The 23,359-nt window shown below is 53.5% G+C and carries 25 protein-coding genes and 2 pseudogenes; 10 read left to right on the top strand and 17 right to left on the bottom strand.

Going from position 1 to position 23,359, the window contains the following annotated elements; translation table 11 throughout:
* Positions 1-39 precede the first annotated feature (39 nt).
* Both JMJ16_RS51885 and JMJ16_RS51880 read left to right on the top strand, forming a co-directional pair.
* On the top strand, positions 40-435 hold the full coding sequence (locus JMJ16_RS51885; protein ID WP_201394495.1) for a RidA family protein: 396 nt from the start codon (positions 40-42) through the stop codon (positions 433-435).
* A 639-nt stretch (positions 436-1,074) separates the two neighbouring features.
* Entirely contained in the window at positions 1,075-1,524 is a 450-nt protein-coding gene (locus JMJ16_RS51880; protein WP_201394492.1) for a hypothetical protein, read from the top strand.
* Here the strand turns inward: JMJ16_RS51880 and JMJ16_RS51875 are convergent.
* Positions 1,490-2,682 (bottom strand): annotated as a pseudogene (locus tag JMJ16_RS51875) (ATP-binding protein); the annotation flags it as partial. The gene JMJ16_RS51880 and the pseudogene JMJ16_RS51875 sit on opposite strands and share 35 nt — an antisense overlap.
* Before the next feature lie 35 nt (positions 2,683-2,717).
* Between JMJ16_RS51875 and JMJ16_RS51870 the strand changes: the two are divergent.
* The gene (locus tag JMJ16_RS51870) at positions 2,718-2,927 is read left to right on the top strand and encodes a hypothetical protein (protein WP_201394491.1); all 210 of its coding nucleotides are present in this window, start codon (positions 2,718-2,720) and stop codon (positions 2,925-2,927) included.
* 8 nt (positions 2,928-2,935) lie between these two features.
* Positions 2,936-3,190: a hypothetical protein gene (locus JMJ16_RS51865; protein WP_201394489.1), complete on the top strand. Its 255-nt coding sequence runs from the start codon at positions 2,936-2,938 to the stop codon at positions 3,188-3,190.
* Here the strand turns inward: JMJ16_RS51865 and JMJ16_RS51860 are convergent.
* The 4 genes from JMJ16_RS51860 to JMJ16_RS57785 all read right to left on the bottom strand — a co-directional run bounded on the left by JMJ16_RS51860 (position 3,162) and on the right by JMJ16_RS57785 (position 5,629).
* Complete coding sequence (locus JMJ16_RS51860; RefSeq protein WP_201394487.1) at positions 3,162-3,602, bottom strand: GNAT family N-acetyltransferase; 441 nt, start codon at positions 3,600-3,602, stop codon at positions 3,162-3,164. The genes JMJ16_RS51865 and JMJ16_RS51860 overlap by 29 nt on opposite strands.
* An 83-nt stretch (positions 3,603-3,685) precedes the next feature.
* Positions 3,686-4,546 (bottom strand): SDR family oxidoreductase, encoded by an 861-nt coding sequence (locus tag JMJ16_RS51855; protein WP_201394485.1) that lies wholly within the window; start codon positions 4,544-4,546, stop codon positions 3,686-3,688.
* Positions 4,547-4,548: 2 nt separating this feature from the next.
* Positions 4,549-4,806 (bottom strand): alcohol dehydrogenase catalytic domain-containing protein, encoded by a 258-nt coding sequence (locus JMJ16_RS51850; protein WP_236602171.1) that lies wholly within the window; start codon positions 4,804-4,806, stop codon positions 4,549-4,551.
* 328 nt (positions 4,807-5,134) lie between these two features.
* Positions 5,135-5,629, bottom strand: coding sequence for a dihydrofolate reductase family protein (locus tag JMJ16_RS57785; protein WP_201394483.1), 495 nt, complete (start codon positions 5,627-5,629; stop codon positions 5,135-5,137).
* Between the two features lie 138 nt (positions 5,630-5,767).
* On the opposite strand from JMJ16_RS57785, the gene JMJ16_RS51840 reads away from it, so the two are divergent.
* Both JMJ16_RS51840 and JMJ16_RS51835 read left to right on the top strand, forming a co-directional pair.
* Positions 5,768-6,223: a helix-turn-helix domain-containing protein gene (locus tag JMJ16_RS51840; RefSeq protein WP_201394481.1), complete on the top strand. Its 456-nt coding sequence runs from the start codon at positions 5,768-5,770 to the stop codon at positions 6,221-6,223.
* A 216-nt stretch (positions 6,224-6,439) separates the two neighbouring features.
* Positions 6,440-7,387, top strand: coding sequence for an NADP-dependent oxidoreductase (locus JMJ16_RS51835; RefSeq protein ID WP_201394480.1), 948 nt, complete (start codon positions 6,440-6,442; stop codon positions 7,385-7,387).
* A 133-nt stretch (positions 7,388-7,520) separates the two neighbouring features.
* Here JMJ16_RS51835 and JMJ16_RS51830 read toward each other — a convergent pair whose 3' ends face one another.
* Positions 7,521-8,183 (bottom strand): IS6 family transposase, encoded by a 663-nt coding sequence (locus JMJ16_RS51830; RefSeq protein ID WP_201394756.1) that lies wholly within the window; start codon positions 8,181-8,183, stop codon positions 7,521-7,523.
* A 158-nt stretch (positions 8,184-8,341) separates the two neighbouring features.
* Between JMJ16_RS51830 and JMJ16_RS51825 the strand changes: the two genes are divergently transcribed.
* Entirely contained in the window at positions 8,342-8,737 is a 396-nt protein-coding gene (locus tag JMJ16_RS51825) for a hypothetical protein (protein ID WP_236602170.1), read from the top strand.
* Positions 8,738-9,068: 331 nt separating this feature from the next.
* On the opposite strand, the gene JMJ16_RS51820 is transcribed toward JMJ16_RS51825, so the two are convergent.
* Positions 9,069-10,295 (bottom strand): MFS transporter, encoded by a 1,227-nt coding sequence (locus JMJ16_RS51820; protein WP_201394479.1) that lies wholly within the window; start codon positions 10,293-10,295, stop codon positions 9,069-9,071.
* 160 nt (positions 10,296-10,455) lie between these two features.
* Complete coding sequence (locus JMJ16_RS51815; RefSeq protein ID WP_236602169.1) at positions 10,456-10,959, bottom strand: aldo/keto reductase; 504 nt, start codon at positions 10,957-10,959, stop codon at positions 10,456-10,458.
* 395 nt (positions 10,960-11,354) lie between these two features.
* Between JMJ16_RS51815 and JMJ16_RS51810 the strand changes: the two genes are divergently transcribed.
* Positions 11,355-12,887: a PLP-dependent aminotransferase family protein gene (locus tag JMJ16_RS51810; protein ID WP_201394477.1), complete on the top strand. Its 1,533-nt coding sequence runs from the start codon at positions 11,355-11,357 to the stop codon at positions 12,885-12,887.
* A 210-nt stretch (positions 12,888-13,097) separates the two neighbouring features.
* On the opposite strand, the gene JMJ16_RS51805 is transcribed toward JMJ16_RS51810, so the two are convergent.
* From JMJ16_RS51805 to JMJ16_RS51785, 6 genes are all read right to left on the bottom strand, one after another.
* Positions 13,098-13,442: a VOC family protein gene (locus tag JMJ16_RS51805; RefSeq protein ID WP_201394476.1), complete on the bottom strand. Its 345-nt coding sequence runs from the start codon at positions 13,440-13,442 to the stop codon at positions 13,098-13,100.
* Between the two features lie 205 nt (positions 13,443-13,647).
* Positions 13,648-14,046, bottom strand: a complete 399-nt coding sequence (locus JMJ16_RS51800) for a response regulator (protein ID WP_201394475.1) — start codon at positions 14,044-14,046, stop codon at positions 13,648-13,650.
* 9 nt (positions 14,047-14,055) lie between these two features.
* Positions 14,056-16,332, bottom strand: coding sequence for a PAS domain S-box protein (locus tag JMJ16_RS51795; protein ID WP_201394474.1), 2,277 nt, complete (start codon positions 16,330-16,332; stop codon positions 14,056-14,058).
* Positions 16,333-16,935: 603 nt separating this feature from the next.
* Complete coding sequence (locus JMJ16_RS51790; RefSeq protein ID WP_236602167.1) at positions 16,936-17,754, bottom strand: NADP-dependent oxidoreductase; 819 nt, start codon at positions 17,752-17,754, stop codon at positions 16,936-16,938.
* Entirely contained in the window at positions 17,742-17,894 is a 153-nt protein-coding gene (locus JMJ16_RS55685; RefSeq protein ID WP_236602166.1) for a hypothetical protein, read from the bottom strand. Before JMJ16_RS55685 ends, JMJ16_RS51790 begins: the two co-directional genes overlap by 13 nt.
* A gap of 617 nt (positions 17,895-18,511) precedes the next feature.
* The gene (locus JMJ16_RS51785) at positions 18,512-18,892 is read right to left on the bottom strand and encodes a VOC family protein (RefSeq protein WP_201394472.1); all 381 of its coding nucleotides are present in this window, start codon (positions 18,890-18,892) and stop codon (positions 18,512-18,514) included.
* Positions 18,893-19,669: 777 nt separating this feature from the next.
* Here JMJ16_RS51785 and JMJ16_RS51780 point away from each other — a divergent pair.
* The gene (locus JMJ16_RS51780; RefSeq protein ID WP_201394471.1) at positions 19,670-19,921 is read left to right on the top strand and encodes a hypothetical protein; all 252 of its coding nucleotides are present in this window, start codon (positions 19,670-19,672) and stop codon (positions 19,919-19,921) included.
* Between the two features lie 81 nt (positions 19,922-20,002).
* Here JMJ16_RS51780 and JMJ16_RS51775 read toward each other — a convergent pair whose 3' ends face one another.
* Both JMJ16_RS51775 and JMJ16_RS51770 read right to left on the bottom strand, forming a co-directional pair.
* Positions 20,003-20,365, bottom strand: coding sequence for a hypothetical protein (locus tag JMJ16_RS51775; protein WP_201394469.1), 363 nt, complete (start codon positions 20,363-20,365; stop codon positions 20,003-20,005).
* Between the two features lie 192 nt (positions 20,366-20,557).
* Entirely contained in the window at positions 20,558-21,484 is a 927-nt protein-coding gene (locus JMJ16_RS51770; protein ID WP_201394467.1) for an NADP-dependent oxidoreductase, read from the bottom strand.
* Positions 21,485-21,754: 270 nt separating this feature from the next.
* Between JMJ16_RS51770 and JMJ16_RS51765 the strand changes: the two are divergent.
* Positions 21,755-22,015, top strand: a pseudogene (locus JMJ16_RS51765) (helix-turn-helix domain-containing protein); the annotation flags it as partial.
* Between the two features lie 708 nt (positions 22,016-22,723).
* Here the strand turns inward: JMJ16_RS51765 and JMJ16_RS51760 are convergent.
* Positions 22,724-23,284 carry a TetR/AcrR family transcriptional regulator gene (locus JMJ16_RS51760; RefSeq protein WP_201394465.1) on the bottom strand — a complete coding sequence of 187 codons (561 nt, stop codon included), beginning with the start codon at positions 23,282-23,284 and terminating at the stop codon, positions 22,724-22,726.
* Positions 23,285-23,359: the final 75 nt, after the last annotated feature.

Genomic DNA, 23,359 nt, shown 5'->3' with positions numbered 1-23,359 from the left:
GCTCTCAAATCGAGATAGGGATAACCAAGGAGACGAAGAATGAACACAATCCACAATATAGGGGTGGCAGCACAGATTGGTCGCGGCAATGATCGCTACAGTGATGGGGTGGAGGTCCCAGGCAATGCTCGCTGGTTGTATGCGTCTGGAACGCCCGGCATCAAGCCTGATGGGACCGTGCCAGAGACGATTGAGGAGCAGACCGACCAGGCCTGGAAGAATATTCTGGCCATCCTGGAAGCTGCTGGCATGGGGATAGCTGATATCGTGAAGGTCAACCAGTATCTGATTCACGCGGAGGATAAATCGGCCTATATTCAAGTTCGAGGCCGTTACCTGGGTGAGGTTTGTCCAGCAGGCATGTATTCTGTGGTTACCGAATTGATTTACCCGGAAATTCTCGTTGAACTCGAGGTCATTGCGGCAAAAGCGTAAGAAAGCCAGAGCCAACAGAGAGCCATAAAAAAATACAAGTGTGGAGATGAATGCTGAGGCTGCAGATGTCCGTTTTAAAGACGACATCCATTCGATCCACCTCTTGAAAGCAGGGCAGCGTACATGCAGAAAAATCCGTGTATCGACACAAGAGAGCGAAGAAGACAAAAGTCTTCCACGCGAGTGAATGTGCAGTCGTTAGAGTGAAGAGCTCCTCAGCCCAGGAGCCTGGTGTAAAAGCCTTGCCGGAAATAGAGAAACGATGCGTCCAGCTTTTTCAGTTGTTCTCACGCTGAAAAAGCTGGACGCGTTATGAGCAACATGAATAAAACAGGCGTGACAGCAAGGATCACTCCCATTAGTGATAGAATTGAAGTTTCAGGCAATACTCATTGGATGTCGACGTAGGATGTCGACGTAAGGAAAATACAGGTAGTATGACACATTCATCCGTCCATCTGCAGATTGCGCCAGAAGATCAGCCTTCCATTCCCAACTGGTTTGCAGAATCAAACCCAACGAGAAACCCCACGTTTTGACGGGATATGTGGTGAAGTCACAGTAACTGATCCAACGCACCCTCTCTACGGTCAAACACTCCCGCGGCTCCCAGTGCGGATAAATCGCAGTACTCCCCATGTGATGGTGCTTCTGCCTACTGGGCGACGGCACGCGATTCCACGAGCCGCGACCAATCTCGAATGCCTGGTTGAGGTTGCCTTGCCCGCATCTCCCTTGCCAGCCATCTCGATACGGACTATCCTCCCTCTAGCACGCCTGGTGCAACAACTCAAGCAGGCAAAGGAGGAAAGCCATGCAGGGCAGACTGCCTCAACCATTCATTCAACAGAGCTGTGTTCCCCCATTCCCATGACGCTGCGGCATCGGCTTCCTCTGAGCAGCCAACAACAACTTGCTCACCTGGCCGCTCTCTGCTCTTTTTGCATGCATTACCGCTTCTCCGAGGCTCTCTCGCGCTCGAATTGGCCTTCAACCACGTTCCTCTTCCGCTGCACCACAACCCCGATAACGCGCACACGACGCGCGTCAACTGCTAGGTATCCCTCTTGCGGGGCAGGGTTACCGTAAAGGTCGATCCTTTCCCGGCTTCACTGTCCACTGTGATCGTTCCTCCGTGGCCCTTGACGATCTCTGCCACAATGTACAATCCCATTCCCAAGCCGGGGATCGCTCTCTGCCTGGGATCAGTGGCCCGATAGAACCGCTCAAAAATCTTGTCGCACTGCTCTCGCGGGATGCCCAGGCCATGATCGCGGACATGGACCGTGACCGCATCTTCGGAGGCGCTCAGGTCCACCTCGACCGTCTCGGCATCCGGAGAATACTTGATGGCATTACTGATCAGATTGATAAAGACCTGTCGAGTCGGTCTCGATCTCCGATCAGGCTGGTCCCCACGGTGCCACGCACCATGATGGTATGGCTCGGATGAGTTTGTTGCATGCCGCCGGTAATGTCCTGTAGCAAGGCATCCAGATCGACTGTCTCCCAGACATACTCCAGTCTGCCCGCCTGGATCTTGGAGACATCCAGTAACTCTCCGATCAGGCGTTCAAGTTGCTTGACGGGCCCCTCTACTCTGGAAAGCGCTGTGGCGGCCTCGTGAGGAGATTGCCTTTCCAGTCGTTTTCGTGCCAGTTGAGTCTGCATTTTCAAGGCCGTGAGTGGGTTCCTCAGTTCGTGGCTGGCCATGCTGATAAAAGCATCTTTGCGTTGTTCCAGTTCCTGGCGAGCCGAGTTATCCAGCACAAAGCCTATCGCCTGATGGGGGGGATGCGCTAAGGCAACGCGACCTACAAGCACGGGAAAGCGACTGCCATCTTTACAGATGTACTCTTTCTCGTAGGGGGTCATCAACCGCTTGGCGGCCAGTTCCTGATGGGCCTCTACGGTACGATCCAGATAGTCTGGAGGGGTCATGTGCATCCAGTTCATGCGCCCGGCATGCAGGTCTTCGCGGGTATAGCCGGTCATGCGCAGAAAGGTGTCGTTGGCGTCCACAATCTGTTCACCTTCGATGATATGAATCCCGATAATGCTGGAGTTCATCAGGACGCTCGCGCGCTCCTGACTCTCTCGTAAGGCTTCCTCGATGCGTTTCTGATCGTCAATGTCGGTGCAGGTGCCAAACCACTTGAGGATCTGGCCTGTTTCATCACGTACCGGCATGGCGCGGGCTAAGAACCAGCGATACTCTCCAGTCGTGTGCAGGCGCAGGCGCAGTTCCGTTCCTACCTGGCACGGTGGCAGTGATTGCGCTCATGCTTGTAGTAGTGGCACTGTTCGTGTTGCCCGGGCAAACCTTCCAGGCAAAATCTCCGGGCAATGCGCCATCACCGCTGATGGTTCTGCTGATTATTGGCATCGGCGCATTTGTAGAACATGCGCTGGCTTCCCTGCTCTGGTGCCTCCAACCAGCATTTGCAGGCTTCCCACTCGTCCTGGTTCCACTGCTGGGAACGCTGCAATGATCTGGTTGGTGCGCAGATTCGCACAGGCTCACGATTGGACGGATTGCCATCAGCTGGCCTTAGCCAGCGGGACATTGATGACCCATATAGTGGTCGGAGGTCTGATTTTCAGCGACACCATGGCATCGGGCATGACCATCGTCGCACCCGGGCTGGTGGTGATCATTTTGCTGATGCTGTTCGCGATTCAGGTGCGCAACCGCGTCACGGTTCCCATGAAGAGCGATGACGGAGCTAGCGAGGCAGCTCAATGTGGTACATGATGATGCCACTATTCTCAGCCACCTTGTCGTACAGATGCCGTGCCGTGCTATTGGACTCATGAGTGTGCCAGTATACACGGCGGCAGTCATGAGCCTGGGCCCACTTTGTAACAGCCGCAATCAATGCGCGGGCGATACCCTTACCACGTGCTTCCGGGGTGGTGAAGAGGTCCTGAAGATAGCAAACATCCGGCCCCGACGTATTGGGATGGATGAAGAAATGTGTGATGCCGACAAGTCTGCCATCCAGCCTCGCCCCGAAGGCGTGCAGACGCGTATCCTCCTGAAACTCACACCACGCTCGTTCGTACATCTCGGGCGGCACAACCCACTGGTAAAAGTCGATATAGGCGCGGAACAAGTCTTCCCAGACAGCCCTGTCGGAGGGCTCTAGCTTACCGATACTGATCATAGAGTGCTCTCCAAGTTATATAATGATACAATTCCTGCCTGGCGCGCTTTCTTCTCCTGCACAAGCATCCAAATATGCTCTCTTCAGGCAGTCTGGAAGCTCTGTATGTGCTCAGAAATGAACGTGGCTGCCGTACAAGGCTTGTGGCCTGTGACCTCATCCACAACCGGGGTAACAAGGTCCCCACCACCCTGACGATAAAACTGTAGCAGCGTAACAACCGCGTGCGCCGTCCAGGAGGAGTAAAGCCCCAGGAGTGCTTTTTCTGCCTCCTCGTCAGAGATGGTTGCGTAGCGAACCGGGGTATGCAATAACGAAGAGAATATCTCCGCCAGTTGTGTGCACGTGATCGCCTCTGGGCCAGTCACCTCATATTCCTGGTATTGGTACCCCTCTTCGGTGAGCAGATGCGCCGCGACCGCACCAACATCGCGTGCATCCACATAGCTAATGCGCGCATTCGCCAGCGGGGCATAGATCATGCCTCTGGAGCTAATTGAATGAGCGTACATTGGGGCAAAGTTTTGCATGAAGTAGAGCGTACGTAGAATGGTATAGGGTACGCCTGAGGTGCGAATTGCGTCCTCTGCTCTCCCATGATAGTGAAGTAAAGGGCTCAACGATTGAGGGTCTGCCCCGATTTCCGATTGTTTGACGAGGTAGCGTACACCAGCTTTTCTGGCTTCCTCAGCCCATAGCTGCTCGATCGCCAAGAGATGCGCAGTGGTGGAGGAAATAAGATAGACGCGCTCGATTCCCTGAAGCGCTTTCTGGACGCTTTCTCGCTCTGTCATATCTCCTAAAAATGTTTCTACGCCCTGCGCCTCCAGCTTTTCAGCAACAGACGGTTTACGCACGAAGGCACGCACTGGGATCTTCCGTGCCAAGAGTTCTTTCAGGACGGCATTCCCCACAGCACTCGTTGTGCCTGTCACCAGCATCATGGTCATCTCCTCCTTTCCTCGTCCTCTACGCCGGGTCCTACTTCAACGACCTCGCCAGAAACATCATGACCTGGTATGGGATGCTGACGTTCGATACCAGCCGGTGTTTTCCAGGTTTCCGACCAGGTAGGTTCCTGCCACATCACACTTGTCGCATGGACACGAATCAGGACTTCTCCCACTCCTGGCTGAGGTTGTGGTGCATCTTCGAACACACATTGATCGGGTCCACTCTGAGCATAGAGGCGAATAGCTTTCATCTCTTACATGTCTCCTTGTTCTTCCTCATCCTTCCAGCGCATTCCCAGGCTGATCTCTCCAGCAGGACCGACACATGACCCAACGAAATGCCGCAGACGCCGAGAAGTCTTGAGCTAAAAGGAAGCTTCTGAATGGATATGTACCTGCATGTGGCTCCGAAGTGCTTTACCTGGCAAAATTATAGAATGGTAATGGTCTTCCTACAAGGGCCATTTTATATGGAAAGTACGGAGCCATTTTGCTATGCCAGGTTTTGGAACTGGTCTCTCTATGGCGAGCGTGCCCTTGGCCGGAGAGGTGCGTTCATCCCCCATCTGTTGCGTCTGTTCATGCCTTTCTCACGCGGAAACGAAGGGTGGTCAGTTGCTCTGCTTGTGAGACGGCTATCGTCTCTAAGGCAACCTGTTCGCCCGCCTTTCGGGCAAAGAAGTGGACACCATCACCGAGCAAGATGGGCGCTACATGCACGAGGATCTCGTCAATCAGCCCTACCTCGAGACATTGACGGGCAAGGTTGGCACCGATGATCAGCAGATTCTTCCCCTCTGCGGCTCGTAAGCCTGTCGCAACTGCGGATCGAATGTCATCTGAGAGGAACGTGATCGTCTGTAAATTTTCACGAAAAATGAAGGATATGTTGCGAATTCTGTGAAGGGAGTGTATTTCATATAGTCTATCAATGAAATGATGTGAGAGCCTGACAAGCGAGGGGAAGGAGGTCAGGTGGAAGGGAAAAGGCAGGCTGCTTCGTTGAAAAGCGGAGAAAGAATGACGTAAAAGAGCGGAGAAATTGATTCCGTTTTTTTGTCTTGTGATGTACATATATTTTTATGAATAGAATGAAGCATGAAGATATTGTCACGTGTATTGATTGACAGAGTATGTTTTGCTCGATAGAGTGGGAGAAATGCGAGGGAGAGGTGAGAATGAGGCGAGAATGAGGAGGAGGAAGGAAAGGGGATGGAAGAAGAGCCGTCGGTGAAGTTGGCGGGGTTAACGCCGAGGGAGCGAGAGTGTGCGCTGGAGCGGTATGCGTTGCTGCGGCCCTGTCTGGAAGAGGGGATGACGCAGTCGTGGGTGGCCAGAGAGAAGCAGGTGTCATTGTCGACGGTGCAGCGCTGGATGCGAGTGTATCGGGAAAAGGGGCTGAGCGGTCTGGCGCCAGGAGGGCGTGCAGATCGAGGGCAGGTGCGAGGTGTGCCGGAGGAGTTGATCGCACTCATTGAGGGACTGGGGCTGGAGAGGATTGAGCGGCCAGTGAGTGCGATTCACGCGCTGGTGAGTGAGGTGGCAAGGGTGAATGACTGGCCGCAGCCCAGTTATGGACAAATGGCTCTGGAAGATGTCCCTTTTCTAGAGTATGCTTCTCTCATAAACCATAGGTGTAGCACATACTCTGGAGGTCTCACAGCATGAAAGCGATGTGGTTTGACAATCGGAGAGGGCCGCAGGCAGTAGTAAGCGTGAAGAGTTGTTCTTTCCACGGTATGCGCAACGAGCTGTAAGCAAGTGAGCAAAGTGAATAAAAAAGAAGACCTCTCATGAGAGGATAATACACTCTCATTATGACTAGAATGAATATCCAGCAAACTCGTATTCGTTTGATATGTTCAGGTAAAGGAGAGAGAGAGAATGAAAGCAGCATATATTACTGCTCAGCAAGGTGGCCCAGAAGTCATCGAATATGGGGATGTGGAGCAACCTCACATTGGAGCCGGTGAGATTTTACTTCAAGTGCATGCTGTTGGTATTTCTCCGCAGGAGCTCGAATGGGTTCCAACGTGGAAGACTGCCGATGGGCAAGAGCGTGCGAAGCCAATCATCATGGGTCATGAGATTTCTGGTTCAGTTGTTGAATTAGGTGAGGGTGTCACAGCATTTAACGTGGGTGACGACGTCTATGGACTGAGCAGTTTCTGGAGAAATGGCGCCCAGGCTGAATATACCATTGTCGAACCAGCTGAAATTGCCCTGAAGCCTCGTCGTAGTAGCCACATTGAGGCGGCGACGTTACCACTTTCGGCACTGACTGCCTGGCAAGCATTCTTTGAGCAGGGATCGTTGAAGCGGGGACAGCGCGTCTTGATTCAAGGAGCTGCTGGTGGTGTAGGAAACTATGCTGTGCAGATCGCGCATTGGGCTGGCGCGCAGGTGATCGCAGTCGCATCGGCACGGCATCATGAGTTTTTGCGTGCACTTGGTGCAGATCAGCTTATTGATTACACAACGATGCGTTTTGAAGATGTTGTCAGCGACGTTGACTTTGTGTTGGATACCATTGGTGACGAGACACAGAAACGGTCATTTAAGGTCCTGAAAAAAGGCGGTATCCTGGTTGGTATTGCTGGCGAGCAGGAGAATAGGATCTTTGAGTGGGCGAAGCAATATGAGCGGGATGCAAAGTGGTTTATTGTTCGCCCTAACCATGAGCAACTAGCACGCATTGCCGAGTTCGTTGATGAAGGTCATATGAAACCTGTTGTGAATAGCATCTATCCATTAGCTGAAACGCGTCAGGCATATGAGCATAGTTTAAGTGGCCACATGCGTGGCAAAGTTGTCATCCAGGTGGTGGAGTAGCTTTATAAAGTATCCTAGTGGTTCATACACACTCTCGGTGGTATTGTCAACTTGATGAAGAAGTCGAAGAGCTTTTTGAGAGAAATGGAGAAGAGGAAGAAGGAAGCGAAGGATTGGAGAGGATCGTGTGGCGTTAGGCGGCAACTTTCCCGCCAGTCACCTCGCTCCACACCTGGAAGCGATCCTGCATGAGGGCGCGATAATCCCTGGCAGTGAGACGATGCCTTTTTGGTCGAAAGTGATCCAAGATCGGCCCAAAAGCGGAGAGAAAGCCTTGGGCTTGGCCAGGGGATTTGAAGCGCCGCATAGTGCGCTCGCGTTGCCGCGTTGGTTGATGCGAACGTTCCGCTTGGTTGTTTAAACCCTTGTGTTGGCGATGCTCAACATGCGATAGGATTTCCTTCTTTGCGGCGGCGTAGCTGGCCAGTTTGTCCGTGATAATCACACGCGGGATGTATTGGAGCTCTTTGAGGAGCTTCCGGAAGAAGCGTTTCGCTGCATGTTTGTTTCGTCGGCTCTGCGCCAGAATATCCAGCACGCTGCCATCCTGATCCACTGCCCGCCAGAGAGAATGCGTTTTCCCGTTGATCTTCAGGTACACTTCATCCATGTGCCATGTGTCGCCACAACGAGGACGGCGACGACGCACGTCATTGGCAGAGGTCTGGCCGAATTTCAAACACCATTGCCGCACCGTTTCATAGGTGACGACGATCCCGCGCTGGGCCAGAAGCTCCTCAACATCGCGAAAACTGAGCGAGAAGCGGAAATACAGCCAGACTGCATGGCTGATAATTTCCGGAGGGTAAGAAAGCGAAAGCCTTTGTAATTGGGAGCAAGAGTGTGTGTTTTCATGAAGCTATTCTAACATATGGTTCAGCTTCATTGCCAAGTTGCTAATACCAGCGTGATCCACGTGAGAGCTGGTTTGTCCACCTCTCGGCAGAGATGCCCTTGGAAGAAATCGTTCCGACATATGCCCATCGTTTTTCGCAAGAGTATGGCTACCGCTTCATGAAGCAAGACTTGCTCTGGACCCAGGCTCGTGTCCGAACGCCCGAGCAATTTGAGCGCTGGAGCCTGTTGGTAGCGTTGGCCTTGAATCAGTTGGTCTTGGCCCGCCACTGTGGGCAGGCGCTCTATCGGCTTTGGGAGCCAGCACAACGTCCACTGACGCCCCGGCAGGTTCGTCGAACGATGCCATCGCTTTTGGTGCTGGTAGGAACACCCGCTCGGGCGTGCCAACCACGAGGAAAATCGCCTGGTCGAGCCAGCGGGTTCCACCCGCAGCCTGTCCCGCGCTATCCCGTGGTCCTCAAAAGCAGACTCAAGGCCAAAACCAAGGGCTAATCCTGCTACAAGAGGTATCAATATGAGCATGTTTCCTTAGTTAAGGATCAGCACACACGTCAAGCGCAAGCCCACCACAAAGAGTGATCCGAAGGGGCGCTTTGCTCCCAATCTTCTGAACCGGGAATTTGAGGGGGAACAGCCCATTAGTCGTTGGGTCACCGATACCAAAGCGGTCGCCTGAGAAACCCATGCTGCATACGCATCATAGCCTCATCTATTTCCTCCTCTACTGTGTGAATCTGGCAAGCTGACAGGCACATTCTTTCCGCCTTTAATACTGGTTAGTGAGCAAAGAGCCTTAGAGGCACGACCGCCGCGGGAAGAGCGGTCACTCCGGCGAGTCAGGGAAAGCCTGTGGTCTCTCTCCGTTCTGGAGAGGACTGATGGCTACGATCAACAGCGCCAGGAGAATACTTATCATTCCTACCCAGGCCAGTTGCGTGATCGCGAAGGAGCGGAGGGCCAGGCCGCCCACGGCCGCTCCAATCGCAATCCCCATCTGGAATGTAGCGTTATTTAGTGCCAGAATAACATTCGCGTGCTCGGGAGCCGTATTTAGTAAATGCCGTTGTTGAGGAATAAAAAGCAAACCGAAGCTCATCGCCCAGAGAAAGAGCGTGAGCGCCCCACCTATGATCGTGGTGGTGAGCAGGGGGAGGGTAAGCTGTATCAGCAATAACGTGACCAGTAAGAGCGGTAAAAGTCGGAATGAGCTAAAGCGATCTGCGAGCAATCCCCCGACCCAACTACTAATAAACGTGCCCAGGCCGGAGCAGACAAGCAATACGCTTACATCAGATATATGCATATTTTGTTGTAAGAGCAATGCAATATAGGAATAGCAGATGTAGAAGCCAATATTCCACAGGAGAGCTGGTGTGAGCGCCAGGATAACACGTGGATATGTAATGGGCAACAGGCGCTCTTTTAGTGAGAGTGATGTCGATGTAGCTGATCTGGGTAATCCGCAGACCACGAGTAAGAAAAACGCTAATCCGGCCAGGATTGCCACCAGAGCAAATGAGAACCTCCAGCCAAAGTTCTCACCAATCCATGTCCCAAGCGGTGCACCCAGGGCAGTGGCAACGGTCACCCCCATGACGACCAGTGCCAGTGCCTGACCTCGTTTGGCCGGAGGAGCCAGCGAGATCCCTACGGTATAGGCCATAGGAGCATAGGTGGCGGCGCAACAGCCAGCCAGGATACGTGTAAGTAGTAGGAGCTGAAACGATGGGGAGAGCGCCGAAGCAAGATTGGCGAGACAGAACAGGCCAAGTGCGCCTATCAGGACTCGGTTACGCGGCCAACGTCCTGTTAGTGCCGCCAGGAGAGGCGCTCCCAGCCCATAGGTCAAAGCGAAGACGGTTATCAATTGGCCCGCCAATCCCGCGCTTACTTCAGTCTCTTTCGCGATTGTGGGGAGCACGCCCGCTACGACAAAGGCATCCGTGCCCAGGGCAAACATGCCCAGCGAAAGCAGGATGATGCGAGGATTAATGCGCGTGGGAGACGCCTGTTCCCCCGCTATCGAGCAATGAGCTTGCGTTTGTGACATAGGAAAACTCTTTCTTCTTCTATGAAAAACTGCTTTACGCAGTAGATCTTGTAGGGCCCATGCTGACATGGCCTTATTCGCGCCGTGAGAACGTATCGCCCGGCGAAGAGAGTTCATGCAAGCATGGACCCTATAACGCGCCGTTTGGCGTGCATATTGCCTACTTTTCCAGATCCTTCATGTATTGAGATTTATCAATCTGATGTCTCTGCCACTCGCGCTGGCCCAGTTCGTTGAGCTGCTGAAACTCTTCATCGCTGAGTTCAATGTTGGTAGCTGCTATATTCTCCTCCAGGTGCTTCAGCTGGCTGGTGCCAGGGATTGGCAACATGATGGGGCTACGCTTCAGTATCCATGCGAGGGCGATACCACTGGGGGTCGTATGTTTCTCTTTCGCGAGAGCATCGAGTGGGGAGCCTGGCTGTGTCATGCTCCCCGCAGCCAGCGGAAACCAGGGAATAAACCCGATATTGGCGCGTTGGCAATACTCAAGCACATCCTCGCTCTGGCGCATCACTAGATTGTAGAGATTCTGGACCGTTCCAACCTGGAATAACTTCTGCGCGGCTTCAATTTGCTCAACCGTGACCTCGCTAATCCCTCTTTTGTCAGAGAGGGAGAGACAGCCAGTGAGGTATGGAGAGCACCACCCTCTGCAAGCCAAGGACTCTTCAACGTCCCTGCCCAAAAACACGGTGCTCTGTTTTGAGCACCTACCATCTCTGACAGAAGAGGGTAATGCTGTATTCCTTAATGGCGCTATCATTTCTACAAGCCGAGACCTGCGAACAGTCGACCTCTCTTTGGACTCCAGGCCTCGGTTCATCGCTTTATTCATGTCATTGAGGAACGTAGCACTAGCAAGGGGCAGAGTCCCTTGACCCCGTTCGTCTGACTTGCCATCGGGGTAACTAGCAAGTGTTTCATGTAGTTGTTTTCTTTCTGGAGGTAGTATATCTTAATAATAGACTTGCTTGAAGAGCCAATTTATATTATTATGGCAGTGCCATTTTTGAGTAAAAAAATTTTGAGCGCTTTCAGCAAAGGGAGCTGTAACTTATGCCAAAGCGGGCGAGACTGGTGGATAAACCGGAGATTATACTTGATCAGAACGCGCAGGCGCCGCTCTATCGCCAGCTTTATGAGCGCTTGCGGGCGCAAATCCTGGCGGGCCAGTTGGAGACGGGAACACGCCTCTCCTCGACGCGTGTCCTGGCTAGCCAGCTAGGGGTATCGCGTAATACGACGGCTCTGGCCTACGAACAGTTATTGCTGGAGGGATATCTGGAGAGCCGGGTGGGAGATGGGACGCGGGTGGCCCGTTTGGAGCCGGAGCAACTGGCGCAGGCGAGTGGAAATGGCTCTAAACAAGATAGGAGGGTTGCTCCTGCGACACAGCGCGGCTTGCTGGCGCGGCGTGGTCAAGTCTTGCTTGACGAGTTTGCTTTTGGGCAGAAGACAGAAGTCAGTTCAGATAAAGATGTGTTCCTGGTGGGCGAGCCTGAAGTGGCGTACTTTCCCTATGAGATCTGGGCCAGGTTGATAGCGAAACACGCCCGGCAATCGCTGCAAGCCCACTCACGTTATCAGGATGTGCAGGGCTATGGACCTTTGCGCGAGGCCATTGTGGCTCACATCGGCATTACGCGTGGTGTACATTGTATGCCTGAACAGATCATACTCACAGCCGGAGCACAGGGCGCGCTCGACCTGGTGGCGCGCGTCTTGCTCGATCCTGGCGAGCAGTCCTGGGTTGAGGATCCGGGCTACTTTGGGGCCAGGGGTGCGCTAATGGCTGCAGGAGCTGTTATGCTGCCAGTGCCTGTGGATCGCCAGGGTATCAGTGTCGCGGCAGGACGACAGCTTCAAGGCGAGGCGCGCCTGGCAGTAGTGACCCCCTCACATCAGTTTCCTACAGGGGTCACCATGAGCCTGGTCCGGCGCCTGGAGCTGCTGGAATGGGCGAGGGAGACGCAAGGCTGGATAGTCGAGGATGACTATGATAGCGAGTATCGTTACAGCGGGCGGCCTCTGGAGGCGTTGCATGGCCTTGATCGTGCGGGGCGCGTGATCTATATTGGCACCTTTAGTAAGGTGCTCTTTCCCTCGTTGCGCCTGGGATATATGGTCGTGCCACCACAGTTGCTGGAGGGCTTTCTTGCCACCCGCCGCTTCGTCGATGTACACCTGCCGCTGCTGGAGCAGATGGCCCTGACCGATTTTATTACCGAGGGGCATTTCGCGCGCTACCTACGCAAGATGCGTGGACTCTACATGGAGCGGCGCGATGCCCTGGTGAATGCCTTGAACCAGGAGCTGGGCAATATTCTGGACGTTACTATACCAGAAGCTGGCATCCACCTGGTTGCCTGGCTGCCGGAGGGGGTAAGTGCCGATAGCGTAGTCGAACTGGCTGCAAATCAAGGTCTGAGAATACTGCCTGTTTCGCGATTTAGCATGCAACCCCTCAAGCGTGACGGCCTCGTGCTTGGTTTCGCAAACGCAACTCCAGAGGCACTACGAGCAGATGTGCATGCTCTGGCGAGAGTGTTGCGGAGTGCGCTTATATATACGCCATTTTCACTTAAGTAGCCGTGTACGTCAGCAGCGGGCCCGCTACTAGCATACGCGGCTATTGCTCCGTGGTCCGTTTATAATATGAATTCATTTTGAGCCTCGGAAAGAGGCGCATCCCATTTTCGTGTTCAGAGGAGCTCGGCTTGTACACGCTATTCATCCTCTCTCGATTGTGTGGGCAGAACCAACCACTCCAGGAAATCCGAGAGATCTGGACGCCGTAGGCTAAGCCAGAACCTCGACCAGGAACCCGCCTGGCGCTTGAACATAAAATGTCCAGGCATGACTCCGTTCCGGGGGCTTCATTTCAAATCCGTCGTCTTTCAAGCGTTGATAGATCTCGTTAACACGCTCCTCGCTTTCCTGGACAAAGCCGATATGAAATGTGCCTGGATAGCTCACCTGACCAGCTTTCATCAAGGTGAGTACCAGATTATCGTCGTCGGAGAGGACCGTAAACCCTTTGTTGCCTCCCTGGCTGCGTAACCCGAAGTACGTTTCGAGAAATTTGGCCGCCGCAGGAACATCAGTAAACTCATCAATAAAGGGCCTTTGCTTCTTCCAAACCATTGAGAGGGGAAAATAGTGAGAGGAGGTATTGTACAGCCATAGGAGGCGTACAGGTGCTCAATGGGTGAGTGTAGAAAAGAGAACATCCACTTTGTTGCGTGTGTCAAGTATGTTGTTCTGCTTTTCTAGAAACCGCAGAGGCCGTCATACTCTCCTTATGTGAGCATGACGGCCTCTATCGCATATTTTAAAAGCCCATTTCTCCTTATGGTGCAAGCAGTTCTGCGATCAATTGCAGCAGCGTCTCCAGATCAAAGGGTTTCTGGAGCGTTCTGAGATGATCCAAGGCGCCGCTTTCTTGTGGCAAATCGGCACTCATCAGGAGGATGGGTGTGTGCTCACCTCCTTCTCTACGCTGCAACTGGTTGGCGAGTTCCAGCCCATTCATCCCAGGGAGATGGTAGTCGAGCAGAAACAAATCAGGCGTGATCGTTTGCAGCATATTCAGCGCCATCTCGCCGCTCGGGGCAAGATGCCCTTGATAGATTGCCTCCTCCTGGAGCACTTCCAGCAGGAGATTGCCAAGGATGGGATCATCTTCGACAATGAGAATACGCTTGACAGCAAGAACATCATTCCATGCTTGTGGCTGGAACGTATACATATGCGCTCCTTATGTTCTTTTCAGGGGAAGCGTCACCTGAAAAGTCGATCCTTTTCCCATTTCGCTCTCCATCGTGATGGATCCTCCATGGTATTTCACAATCTCCGCGACAATATACAAACCCATTCCGAGGCCTGGAAAGGCGCGCTGATGTGGAGCAACCGCCCGATAGAAGCGCTCAAAGATTTTCTCGTGCTGCTCTCGTGGAATGCCGATACCCTGATCATGCACGCTGAGCGTCACGGCCTCTTCGGATGCCTTGGTATCCACCTCTATCGTGTTGGCTCCTGGGGAATATTTGATCGCGTTGCTGATCAGGTTCAGCAACATTTGCTCGAGCCGGTCCTTATCCCCGACCAGAAGAGGGGGGGACGCGGCACGATGCACGACGATGGTATGGGTCGTCTGCATCTGTTGCACGATCTCAACGACCTCCTGGAGCACGTCGTCCATATTCACCGTTTCTTGGGCATACTCCAGGGTGCCAGCCTGAATTTTGGAGAGGTCGAGCAACTCTCCGACCAATCGGGTAACCATGTTGAGTTGTGCCTCCATCCGGGAAAGAACGGTATCCGCGTTGTAGATGCCTTGCTTTCCCAGTTGCTTTCGTAATAGTTGCGTTTGCAGCTTCAAGGACGTGAGCGGTGTCTTGAGTTCATGGCTGACCATCCCTAGAAAGTGATCTTTGCGCTGCTCCAGCTCCTTGCGGGCTGAGTTGTCCAACACAAAGCCGATGCCCTGGAGCACCTCACCATGAAAGGCCACTCCTCCCATGAGCACGTCCAGGCGGCTACCATCCTTACACACGAGTTCGGCTTCAAAGGGTGTGGTATCTTGCTGCACGACCAGTTCCTGGTGCACTTGCTGGAACAGCGAGGGCTTCGAGGTTGGCAGGGTGAAACTGCCCCAGTTGATACACTGCCGGCACAGCTCGTCTCGGTTATAGCCCGTCATCCTCAGGAAGGTGTTGTTCCCTTCCACCACCACGTCGCCTTCGGCGAAAAAGATCCCGATCACGCTGGAACTCATGAGATGGTTCACGCGTTCCTGGCTCTGGTGCAAGGCGTCCTCGGTTTGTTTCTGCCTCTGAATATCGGTGCAGGTACCAACCCATTGGACGACCTGCCTCTCCTCGCTCCGCAGAGGCACACCCCGTGATAAAAACCAGCGATAGGTGCCCGGCTGTCTCTCCCTGAGGCGATATTCAAACTCATAGGGTTCCCCTGTCTCTAATGCCTGGCGCTGAAGAGCCAAGACCCGCTCTCGATCCTCAGGATGTACAAACTGAAGTGAGACCGCTTCATCATGCGTGATATCCGTTCGGAGGGCTGTGTGCCACATGCCCTGGATGCACTGCCGGTCAGCGGGAGGCAGGTGCTGGAGCCATTCATCCTCTGTGCATTGCTCGGACATCATATGGGCATAGTCGTGCGAGCGTCGATTACAGTAGGCGATGGAACCATCAGGCCGCCTGACCCAGACAAATTGGGGCACGGTATCGAGCACAGTACGAAGTTCCTCTTCCACGCGCTTGTACCGGGTAATATCGAATCCCCTACAGATCAGATACTCGACCTGCTGATTTGTCCCGCACTGGGGCGTCAGCGTCAACGCAAGGTCGAGATACCTTCCTGGGTGTGGACAGACGCGGGCTTCAAAGCGTACCGTCACTCCCTGTCTGGCCTGTTCGATCGCCGCACATAATTGCCTTTGAGCATGCGGGACAGACGACCACCAGGGAACAGCGGTGAGCGATTTGCCAATCACCTCCTTGAGCTGGACCTGCGCGTCCATCAAGGGACGCTGACTGATCTCCAGAATCAGTCCCTCTGGTGTCAACATCGCGACCCGCTCAGCACTGTGCTCCAGGAGATCCCGATACCGCTGTTCACTTTGGTAAAGGGCGTCCTGGCACTGCGTTGGTTCCGTGTTTTCCTGGAACACGACCGCGAGGCCCACTCCGGTGGGCGAGATCTGTGCATGGAACCAGGTCTGGGTCACCGGGGAACGATATTCCACGTCGGTCAGTTTCCGCGTCTGCCTGGCCTTGAGCACCGCCTGGTAGAGCGCTGTGCTCACCAGGTGAGGAGCAAGGCACCAGAAGCTGTTTCCAACAAGCGCCTCTTGTGTAGTGCCGAGCATGGTCTGCGCGCTGGCATTGGCATACACAATCGTGGTGGCGTCATCGACGACAAACAACGCATCAGGAAGCGTCTCAAGCGTGCTGAGGAGCATTTCACGCGATGTGAGCATGCTTGACTCGCTGCTTTGTGGATTGAACATCATACTGTCTCTCTCCCTTTCACGTATCCCCATCCCTGGTGGCAAAGATGTTTTCCAGCTTTGAACCTCAAAAAATATCATGCAATGGAGATGATCCCTCTTCTGTCACATCGGTTGGAACAAGCGATGAAAAAGTGTGTGTATGCAATACGTGCGTTTCTCGGAGAGGCCAGGAGCAATGAGCATCTGCCCCGGGCCCTTTCAGGGGCTGCTTTTAGGGCTCTCCATTGCAGCGCTTATGTACAACGGAAAACCGCCTCTCCAAGAAAACACATGGTGAAGGATAGTTCTGTCGGCATGATGGTATCTCCCTTTTCGGTAGAGAGAAAGTAGGAGGAGATAGGATGGCGTAATGCTTCTTGGCTGAGGACCTCTTCCTGAGTCATTCTCCCCAGGCGACAACCGCGGGTATTGTCAACGTACATTTTTCTCTTGATGCGCTTTTACCACTGAACCTTCATGTGAGGTCTTTCAGCGGGCTTTCTTCCGAGAGGATTTTGGGCCGGCGCCCACTTCTCTCCAGCATTTCTGGCGATAAACGCAACAATTATCCTTGCGTTGACACTACCTCCTCATGGTTTTTGAGGACTTGACCAGAGAGGGTCTTCATCCTGGTACATTGAGCATGATTTTTCCTTGATGGTGCCGCGTCTCCAGTCGCTCATGAGCCTGCCTGGCCATGACGAGGGGAAACACCTGATCAAGGTGAACCGTCAACTGACCATGGTTCACCAGCTTCGTCAGTTCGGCCAATTGTCGTCCATCAGGGCGGAAGTAGAGTACGTGCGTGTCAATATGACGGGTGGGTGTCACCTGCTCAAGGTCGACAATGGTGACGAGCCGCCCCCTCTCGCGTACCACCTGCAGACTTCTTGCCGCTGTCTCTCCCCCAACACAGTCCAGGACCGCATCGATGCCCTCAGGATGAGCTGCGTGGACAGCCTCCGCGAAGTCCGTTTGCGTATAATCAATGAGTTCGCTTGCTCCCAGTTGCTGAAGGTACGGGTGGTGCTCGCTCCTGGCAGTGATCATGACGTGTGCTCCAACGCGCGCAGCCAGTTGGACAGCAAACGTGCCGGTTCCTCCCGCCGCACCGGTAATCAAGAGCGTTTCTCCCGGTTGGATCTTCAGCAGTTCGAAAATCGCCTGGTAAGTGGTCAGCCCGTTGACGGGAAGGGCAGATGCGTGCAGGGCATCGAGCGAGGAGGGCATTGGAGCGATGAGATTCGCAGGGACAGCCACGGCAGAAGCATAATGACCAATGCCGACCTGGTAGGTCGCGCAGATCACGTGGGTTCCCACATCCCATCCCGTGACTGCCTCTCCCACCTTTGCAATGATCCCTGCTGATTCCCAACCAAGCACGAGCGGAAACTGTTGCCCTTCTAATACCATGCTTCCTTGCCGCGTTTTCACATCCCACATCCCGACGCCGGCTGCCTGGACGCTGATGAGGACTTGCTCTGGGCTACAGGGGGCACAGGCAGATCCACAAGCTTGAGTTGATCAGGGCCGCCAAAGGCGGTAATGGCGATCGCTTGTATGCGTTGTCCTTTGTCTAGCACTGTTTTCTCTCCTTTCTGCAATGCAGCGTTCGTGCTCTTGTCTTTTCCTGACACCAAGAAGTATACTCTGATAAAGGGCCTGTTAAAAGGGCCATTTTCAGGTAGACGAAAGGGGCCATTTAAGATGTTGTTGATAAAAAGGAAGGAGGCCAATTGGCAAAAAATGCTAAAGGGGAGTAGGCCATGGAGGAAATGGAGTGAGTTGGGTGGCGATTGATGTGGTGAGAGGGTGAGGATGAGGGGAAGGTGTTGTTGCAAAAGGAGTCAGAGACAAGCGCTTGATCCGAGAGGAGAGCGTTTTTTTGTGGAAAAGAGGAGGGGGTGGAGAGTGGAAGGTCGAGAGAAGGAGAAGGCTGAAGAGTGGAAAGGAGAGGAGGGAGGCAGGGGTGGGATGTAGGATATCATAATTCTTGTCTTTGACTCAGCTCACCTCGTGTGAAAAATCCCACAATTGCTGTCTTTGCTTCCCATAATAGGTGTCATTCCCCTACAGAATTCCCACCAAACCTGTCATTGCCCTATAGCGTATTCCTGGCTTGGTGATGGCGGAGTCGGCTGATACGCTTCTTTGCATGTTTAATGTCTTGATGACTGTATTCGCTGATCAAAGAAACCGATCAACGAGCATTTGAAATTTCAAGCAGGTTGCCATCAGGATCACGAAAATAGAGAGATATGAGGGACTTTGTGGCACCAGTTCGCTCTACTGGCCCTAGAAGGAGAGGAACATTCCATGCTTCAAGGTGCACGATCACTTGCTCTAATGGTATCGATGTCAGGAAACAAAGGTCGGCAGAACCAGGCGTTGGAAATTGAGCCTTCGGATCGATTTCTTTCCCCTTTGGGTGAAGGTTGATTTTCTGACTCCCGAATTGAAGCGCCTTTCGTCCTTCGGCAAAAGTGATCACGCGCATTCCCAGGACGTTCGAGTAGAATTGACACGTTGCCTCAATATCCTGTACGGTGAGGACGAGATGATCTAAAGAATCAACCTGCATAGCTACCTCCTATTTTCTTCATTTTACAACTTTTTGAGCAGCGAGGCTGACACCGTGGGTAAAACGGTTGTGTTGCAAGAATGAAAAGGAAAGAAGCTGGGTGAAAGAATGGTTCATTTTGATCAGTTTAGGCAGCTATCCCAAAGAGCTTGGCAACCAGTGCAACCGAGCTTTCGCGACGTTCTTCAAGAAGAGACCGCGCTGTTCTTTCGTCGGATGGTCAGTGAACCAGAGATGGTGGATAAAGAGTTTCAGGAGACCACAGCTTAATGGGATCCTTGGCAGCCAGTGCGATAGATCGTATTATCACAATAACGATCTACTGCACTACCGAGAGATAGCCCTGGTCTCTGCCAGAGACCACACTGCCAGAAGAGATCAGCGGCGAGCCGGTTTGTGGCAATCGGCAGAGCTCTCTTTTCAATTTGTAATTTCTCAAGTTGGTTCTGTGCTGATTGCTCTGGAGAAGTGTGCATTGACATGGCACCTCACCAAGCGTGTCAAAAAGGCCCTGAAAGAGCGAGCGCAGGAGGATAGCCTCGCGTTGCGATCCAGTCATTGAGGGGAACATTGCCAAGAAATATGCGTGGGTCCATCGTGCCGTGCGTGAGCAAGAAATGACTGGCAACCTGTTCGTGTCGCCATGTCGCGCGTGTGGCTCTGGAGATGCTGGAGAGCCTCATTTTTTTATGGAAAATTGATGGTCAAGAGGGCTGTGGGCAGCGTATACTCTGGCTGTGTCGGGAGGCAGATGCGACCAGAGGAGGTATGGATCAGATGGAGAGACGAGTTCCCACGCTTTTGGAAATTCCTGAAGATCAGCGAGCGGAAGCCTATTGGCGGCATGTGCGTGGTAAGAGCCTGTGTGGCGCGAAGGGGTCCCACAAACGGAGCAGTCACGAGCATCGGGGGTGCCGCTTTCGACCTTACAACGGTGGATCAAGCAGTAGAGGGAAGATGGGCTGTGTGGATTGGCCAGGCAACCGCGTGCGGATCGAGGAACGCGACGCAATCTCTCGGAGGAGATGATCACATTGATCGAGGGGATTGGCGTTGCGCAAACCGCGCCGGTCGGTGGCTACCATTCAGCGGCAGGTGAGCGCTTTTGCCTTAGCGCAAGGGTGGGCGGAACCGAGCTATCGGCAGGTGTATGAGATTGTCAAGGCGCTCCCGCCGGCGCTGGTGACGCTGGCGAGAGGCCGGGAGGGGAGACGTATCGGGAGGAATATGAGCTGTTGTACCGCCGGGAAGCAGCGAGGCCCAATGAGATGCGGGCAAGCGGATCATTGTCTGTTGCCCATCCTGGTGAAAGATGGGCAGGGAAAGAGTGGGCGGCTCTGGTTGACGGTGATCGAGGATGATAAGAGCCGGGCCATCGCAGGCGAAGCTGCGTTCCACCAGCGTGCAGGTGGACGATTTGCCGCAAGGTACGGCCACTGAGATTGGCCGAAAACATCCGGGAAGGGGCGGCATACCAGGCTCCTACCCAGTTCGTCTGGCCCTGGGTCTCTCTATTCATCATACAGGGTATCTTCCTTTCGCTCGACCGGATTGCTTCTCGTGAGCACACTATAGCATCGCTTTTCGAGAGCGTCCAATAGATCAGCCCGCGACTGCGACGGTGATGAAAACCGTGGCGGTCGCGGGCACTCCTGATCTTCGTGTTCAGGCGGTGAGGACGATCTTGGCAATCCCGCCCTTTTCGGCGATTCCCTGTGCTTCGGCGGCATCAGCGAGCGGCATGATGCGCTCGACTGGGATCGTCAACGTGCCGTCACGTACCGCTTCAGCGTAGCGCAAGATCAGCGCAGCCCTGGTTGCGGGGTCGACTTGCCCAAAAACGGTAGTGATGTGGACGGTAGGATAAAGCGCGGCGTCTTGCGGGTTTTGCTTGGGGAAACAACCAAACGTGCCACCTTCCTTGACTCTGGCAAGTAACTTGTCAGCGAACTTCCCACCAACGGTATCAGCGACGCAGTCGAGAGGACCGAGTTGGTCAATCGCTGCGTCATCATCGATGGCGATGGCCTCGCTCACGCCAGGAAGTTGCCGGGCAGCATCAAGTCGCTTGCCACGAACGCCAGCAATGACCCGAGCCCCGATCTGCGATGCCGCGAAGACCGCTGAGCGACCGACAGAACCTAAAGCCCCGGTGATGAGGACGGTCTGACCGGGTTGGACGTTGGCACCCAGCCGTATCATCAGATCGCCCGTGACGGTGACCAGTGGGAGCGCGGCAGCGGTAGTCATCTCCAGGCCAGCGGGCATTTTGACGAGGTCGGTGGCTTTGACGGTACAGAGTTCGGCGTAGGTACGTAGAGCCACAGCCATGACGCGGTCGCCAGGCTCGAAACTGGTGACGCCCTCGCCTGCCTCGACAACGGTGCCAGCGAGGTCGCAGCCGAGGATGTGGGGGAACGCTACCGGAAGGATGTCCTTGACTGTGCCAGAACGTACCATCCAATCAGCAGGGTTGATGCTGGTGGCGCAGACGCGCACGAGCACCTCACCAGTGGCAGGTTTGGGGTCTGGGAAGTCTTCATATTTAAGTGTTGACGCGGGGCCGTACTCGTGGAGGACAATTGCTTTCATGCTTTCCCTCGATTTCTTGAGAAATGTTCCTGTTTGAACATATGTCTTTTGCTTTCTGATAGTGAAAAGGTCAATTGAGAGTAAGAGTGAAGAGTGAGCAGGTTTTCGGGCCAAGAGGGGTTTACGTCTCCACTTCTGTGATGGACTCCACTCACTTCATCCGTTACGAGTGTATAATAAAGGACAGATTTTAACGAGATACGAGTTTATTCAGGAACTACCACTTCCCGTTTCCGGTCACATCGACTTTATGGAGTATGCTTCATGTCTATGCATCAATGGGAGTTGGATCGTCATCACGAATTAGCCGCGTTCTTGCGCAATCGTCGCGCTCGTCTCTTGCCAGAACAGGTGGGATTACCAAGAGGGCAGTGTCGGCGGACACCGGGCTTACGGCGGGGAGAAGTAGCTCTGCTCGCTGGAGTCACCCCTGAGTGGTATAGCAGGCTTGAGCAGGGGCGAGATATTCACGTCTCCGTGCAATTGTTAGAAAGTCTGGCGAGAGTCTTGCAGTTGGACACGGATGAACGCCCTGCGACTCCTGATTTACTCGCCTCGTAGCAATTCTGGGACGACCGAGAAAATCGAGCGGCTTCTCGCCTTTGAGTAGGAGAGGAAGCATACCGTCTCAAAGGCCATGTATAGCCATGGGCGCGAGCCGGGCAACCTGGGGATGGTATTCAATGAAGCCGCCTGGGATGGGAAAGGAAGCCCACCTTTTCCAGCTTAGCGGGGAGAAACGAGGCGAAATCACCTCGACAAATCCTTAGCGGGGGAAACGGGAGGTAAAAATGTTGGGACCCCCTTCTAGGGTTTCAAGAAAGATGAGCTGCCCCAATGGTCCATGTTTTCGATAGCGTCCCTCTCCGATGACTGTCTCTCTCTATCGTGCCTCAACGTAACTATTCAGAAGGGTGGCGTAAAAGGTTCATTGTATGCAATTGTTGCTGCATTCCTGGCAGTGCCGAGATCAAGGGCGCAAGAACATGCCTGATTTGCATCTTCTCCATGGGCCATCTGAATAGTTACGTTTTTTACACGTATCCTGATAGTGTTGGCGAATTGACTTCTCTAGCTCAAGCCACAAAAAGATTGTATCCTGTTGCAAGCTCGATTTTTGATTTCGCCAACACTATCTATCCTGGGCCTACCTCCTGGAGTGTCGCTCATGACGACACGAGTCACTCGATCTCTCTCAGTCCATCAGAGCAAAGGAAACAAGCACGTTTCCAGTCGTCCTTAGTGAGATGGAGCAGGCACTACCCGCATGCCTTCCAGCAGCGACCATATTTGCTCTACCGTATCCGTCGTAGAATAGGGCATAGATTGGATAATCCACCATTCCAGCACACCAATGATCGCCGAAGCCAGAAATTGCGCGCTCACCTCCTTATTCATGGTCCGGTCGATGTGACTTTCATCAATATACTCTCTGAGGATCCGCAACATCACATCCATCAGGCGATTTCTGAAAGTAGGGATGCCTTTGTTGACTAGGAGAGTCTTATACAAGAAGGCATGCTGCTCCAGATATGCAAATATGTGCTGGATCGCAGCCTTCGTAGGATGATGTGTCGTGCCGCCTGGTAGACAGTCTCCCAACAGTTGAGCCAGGTGGGTATCTATGCACTGATCCAGCAGATCAAATTTATCCATGTAATGCAAGTAGACAGTGCCCCGGTTGACATTGGCTCGATCCGCGATTGCGTTCATCGTAATGTGCTCAAAGTCTTTCTCCGCCAATAGCCCGATAAAGGCCTCGAAAATGGCCTGCCGTGTTTTGCGTACTCGTCTATCCATTGATTTCTTCCTTTGGGCTATTTCACACATCTTTTCCTCGATAATGAACAATCAATTTGACTCTGTCGATTAATG

The sequence above is a fragment of the Ktedonobacter sp. SOSP1-52 genome (assembly GCF_016587395.1).
This window is presented reverse-complemented; position numbering and strand designations above follow the sequence as displayed.

What these genes read in the sequence shown, in the direction of transcription:
- JMJ16_RS51885 (WP_201394495.1), top strand. Translation starts at nt 40, where the DNA reads ATGAACACAATCCACAATATAGGGGTGGCAGCACAGATTGGTCGCGGC.
- JMJ16_RS51870 (WP_201394491.1), top strand. Translation starts at nt 2,718, where the DNA reads ATGCTTGTAGTAGTGGCACTGTTCGTGTTGCCCGGGCAAACCTTCCAG.
- JMJ16_RS51860 (WP_201394487.1), bottom strand. Translation starts at nt 3,602, where the DNA reads ATGATCAGTATCGGTAAGCTAGAGCCCTCCGACAGGGCTGTCTGGGAA.
- JMJ16_RS51855 (WP_201394485.1), bottom strand. Translation starts at nt 4,546, where the DNA reads ATGATGCTGGTGACAGGCACAACGAGTGCTGTGGGGAATGCCGTCCTG.
- JMJ16_RS51850 (WP_236602171.1), bottom strand. Translation starts at nt 4,806, where the DNA reads ATGAAAGCTATTCGCCTCTATGCTCAGAGTGGACCCGATCAATGTGTG.
- JMJ16_RS57785 (WP_201394483.1), bottom strand. Translation starts at nt 5,629, where the DNA reads ATGTACATCACAAGACAAAAAAACGGAATCAATTTCTCCGCTCTTTTA.
- JMJ16_RS51840 (WP_201394481.1), top strand. Translation starts at nt 5,768, where the DNA reads ATGGAAGAAGAGCCGTCGGTGAAGTTGGCGGGGTTAACGCCGAGGGAG.
- JMJ16_RS51835 (WP_201394480.1), top strand. Translation starts at nt 6,440, where the DNA reads ATGAAAGCAGCATATATTACTGCTCAGCAAGGTGGCCCAGAAGTCATC.
- JMJ16_RS51820 (WP_201394479.1), bottom strand. Translation starts at nt 10,295, where the DNA reads ATGTCACAAACGCAAGCTCATTGCTCGATAGCGGGGGAACAGGCGTCT.
- JMJ16_RS51810 (WP_201394477.1), top strand. Translation starts at nt 11,355, where the DNA reads ATGCCAAAGCGGGCGAGACTGGTGGATAAACCGGAGATTATACTTGAT.
- JMJ16_RS51805 (WP_201394476.1), bottom strand. Translation starts at nt 13,442, where the DNA reads ATGGTTTGGAAGAAGCAAAGGCCCTTTATTGATGAGTTTACTGATGTT.
- JMJ16_RS51800 (WP_201394475.1), bottom strand. Translation starts at nt 14,046, where the DNA reads ATGTATACGTTCCAGCCACAAGCATGGAATGATGTTCTTGCTGTCAAG.
- JMJ16_RS51795 (WP_201394474.1), bottom strand. Translation starts at nt 16,332, where the DNA reads ATGATGTTCAATCCACAAAGCAGCGAGTCAAGCATGCTCACATCGCGT.
- JMJ16_RS51790 (WP_236602167.1), bottom strand. Translation starts at nt 17,754, where the DNA reads ATGTGGGATGTGAAAACGCGGCAAGGAAGCATGGTATTAGAAGGGCAA.
- JMJ16_RS51785 (WP_201394472.1), bottom strand. Translation starts at nt 18,892, where the DNA reads ATGCAGGTTGATTCTTTAGATCATCTCGTCCTCACCGTACAGGATATT.
- JMJ16_RS51780 (WP_201394471.1), top strand. Translation starts at nt 19,670, where the DNA reads ATGGAGAGACGAGTTCCCACGCTTTTGGAAATTCCTGAAGATCAGCGA.
- JMJ16_RS51775 (WP_201394469.1), bottom strand. Translation starts at nt 20,365, where the DNA reads ATGCCGCCCCTTCCCGGATGTTTTCGGCCAATCTCAGTGGCCGTACCT.
- JMJ16_RS51770 (WP_201394467.1), bottom strand. Translation starts at nt 21,484, where the DNA reads ATGAAAGCAATTGTCCTCCACGAGTACGGCCCCGCGTCAACACTTAAA.
- JMJ16_RS51760 (WP_201394465.1), bottom strand. Translation starts at nt 23,284, where the DNA reads ATGGATAGACGAGTACGCAAAACACGGCAGGCCATTTTCGAGGCCTTT.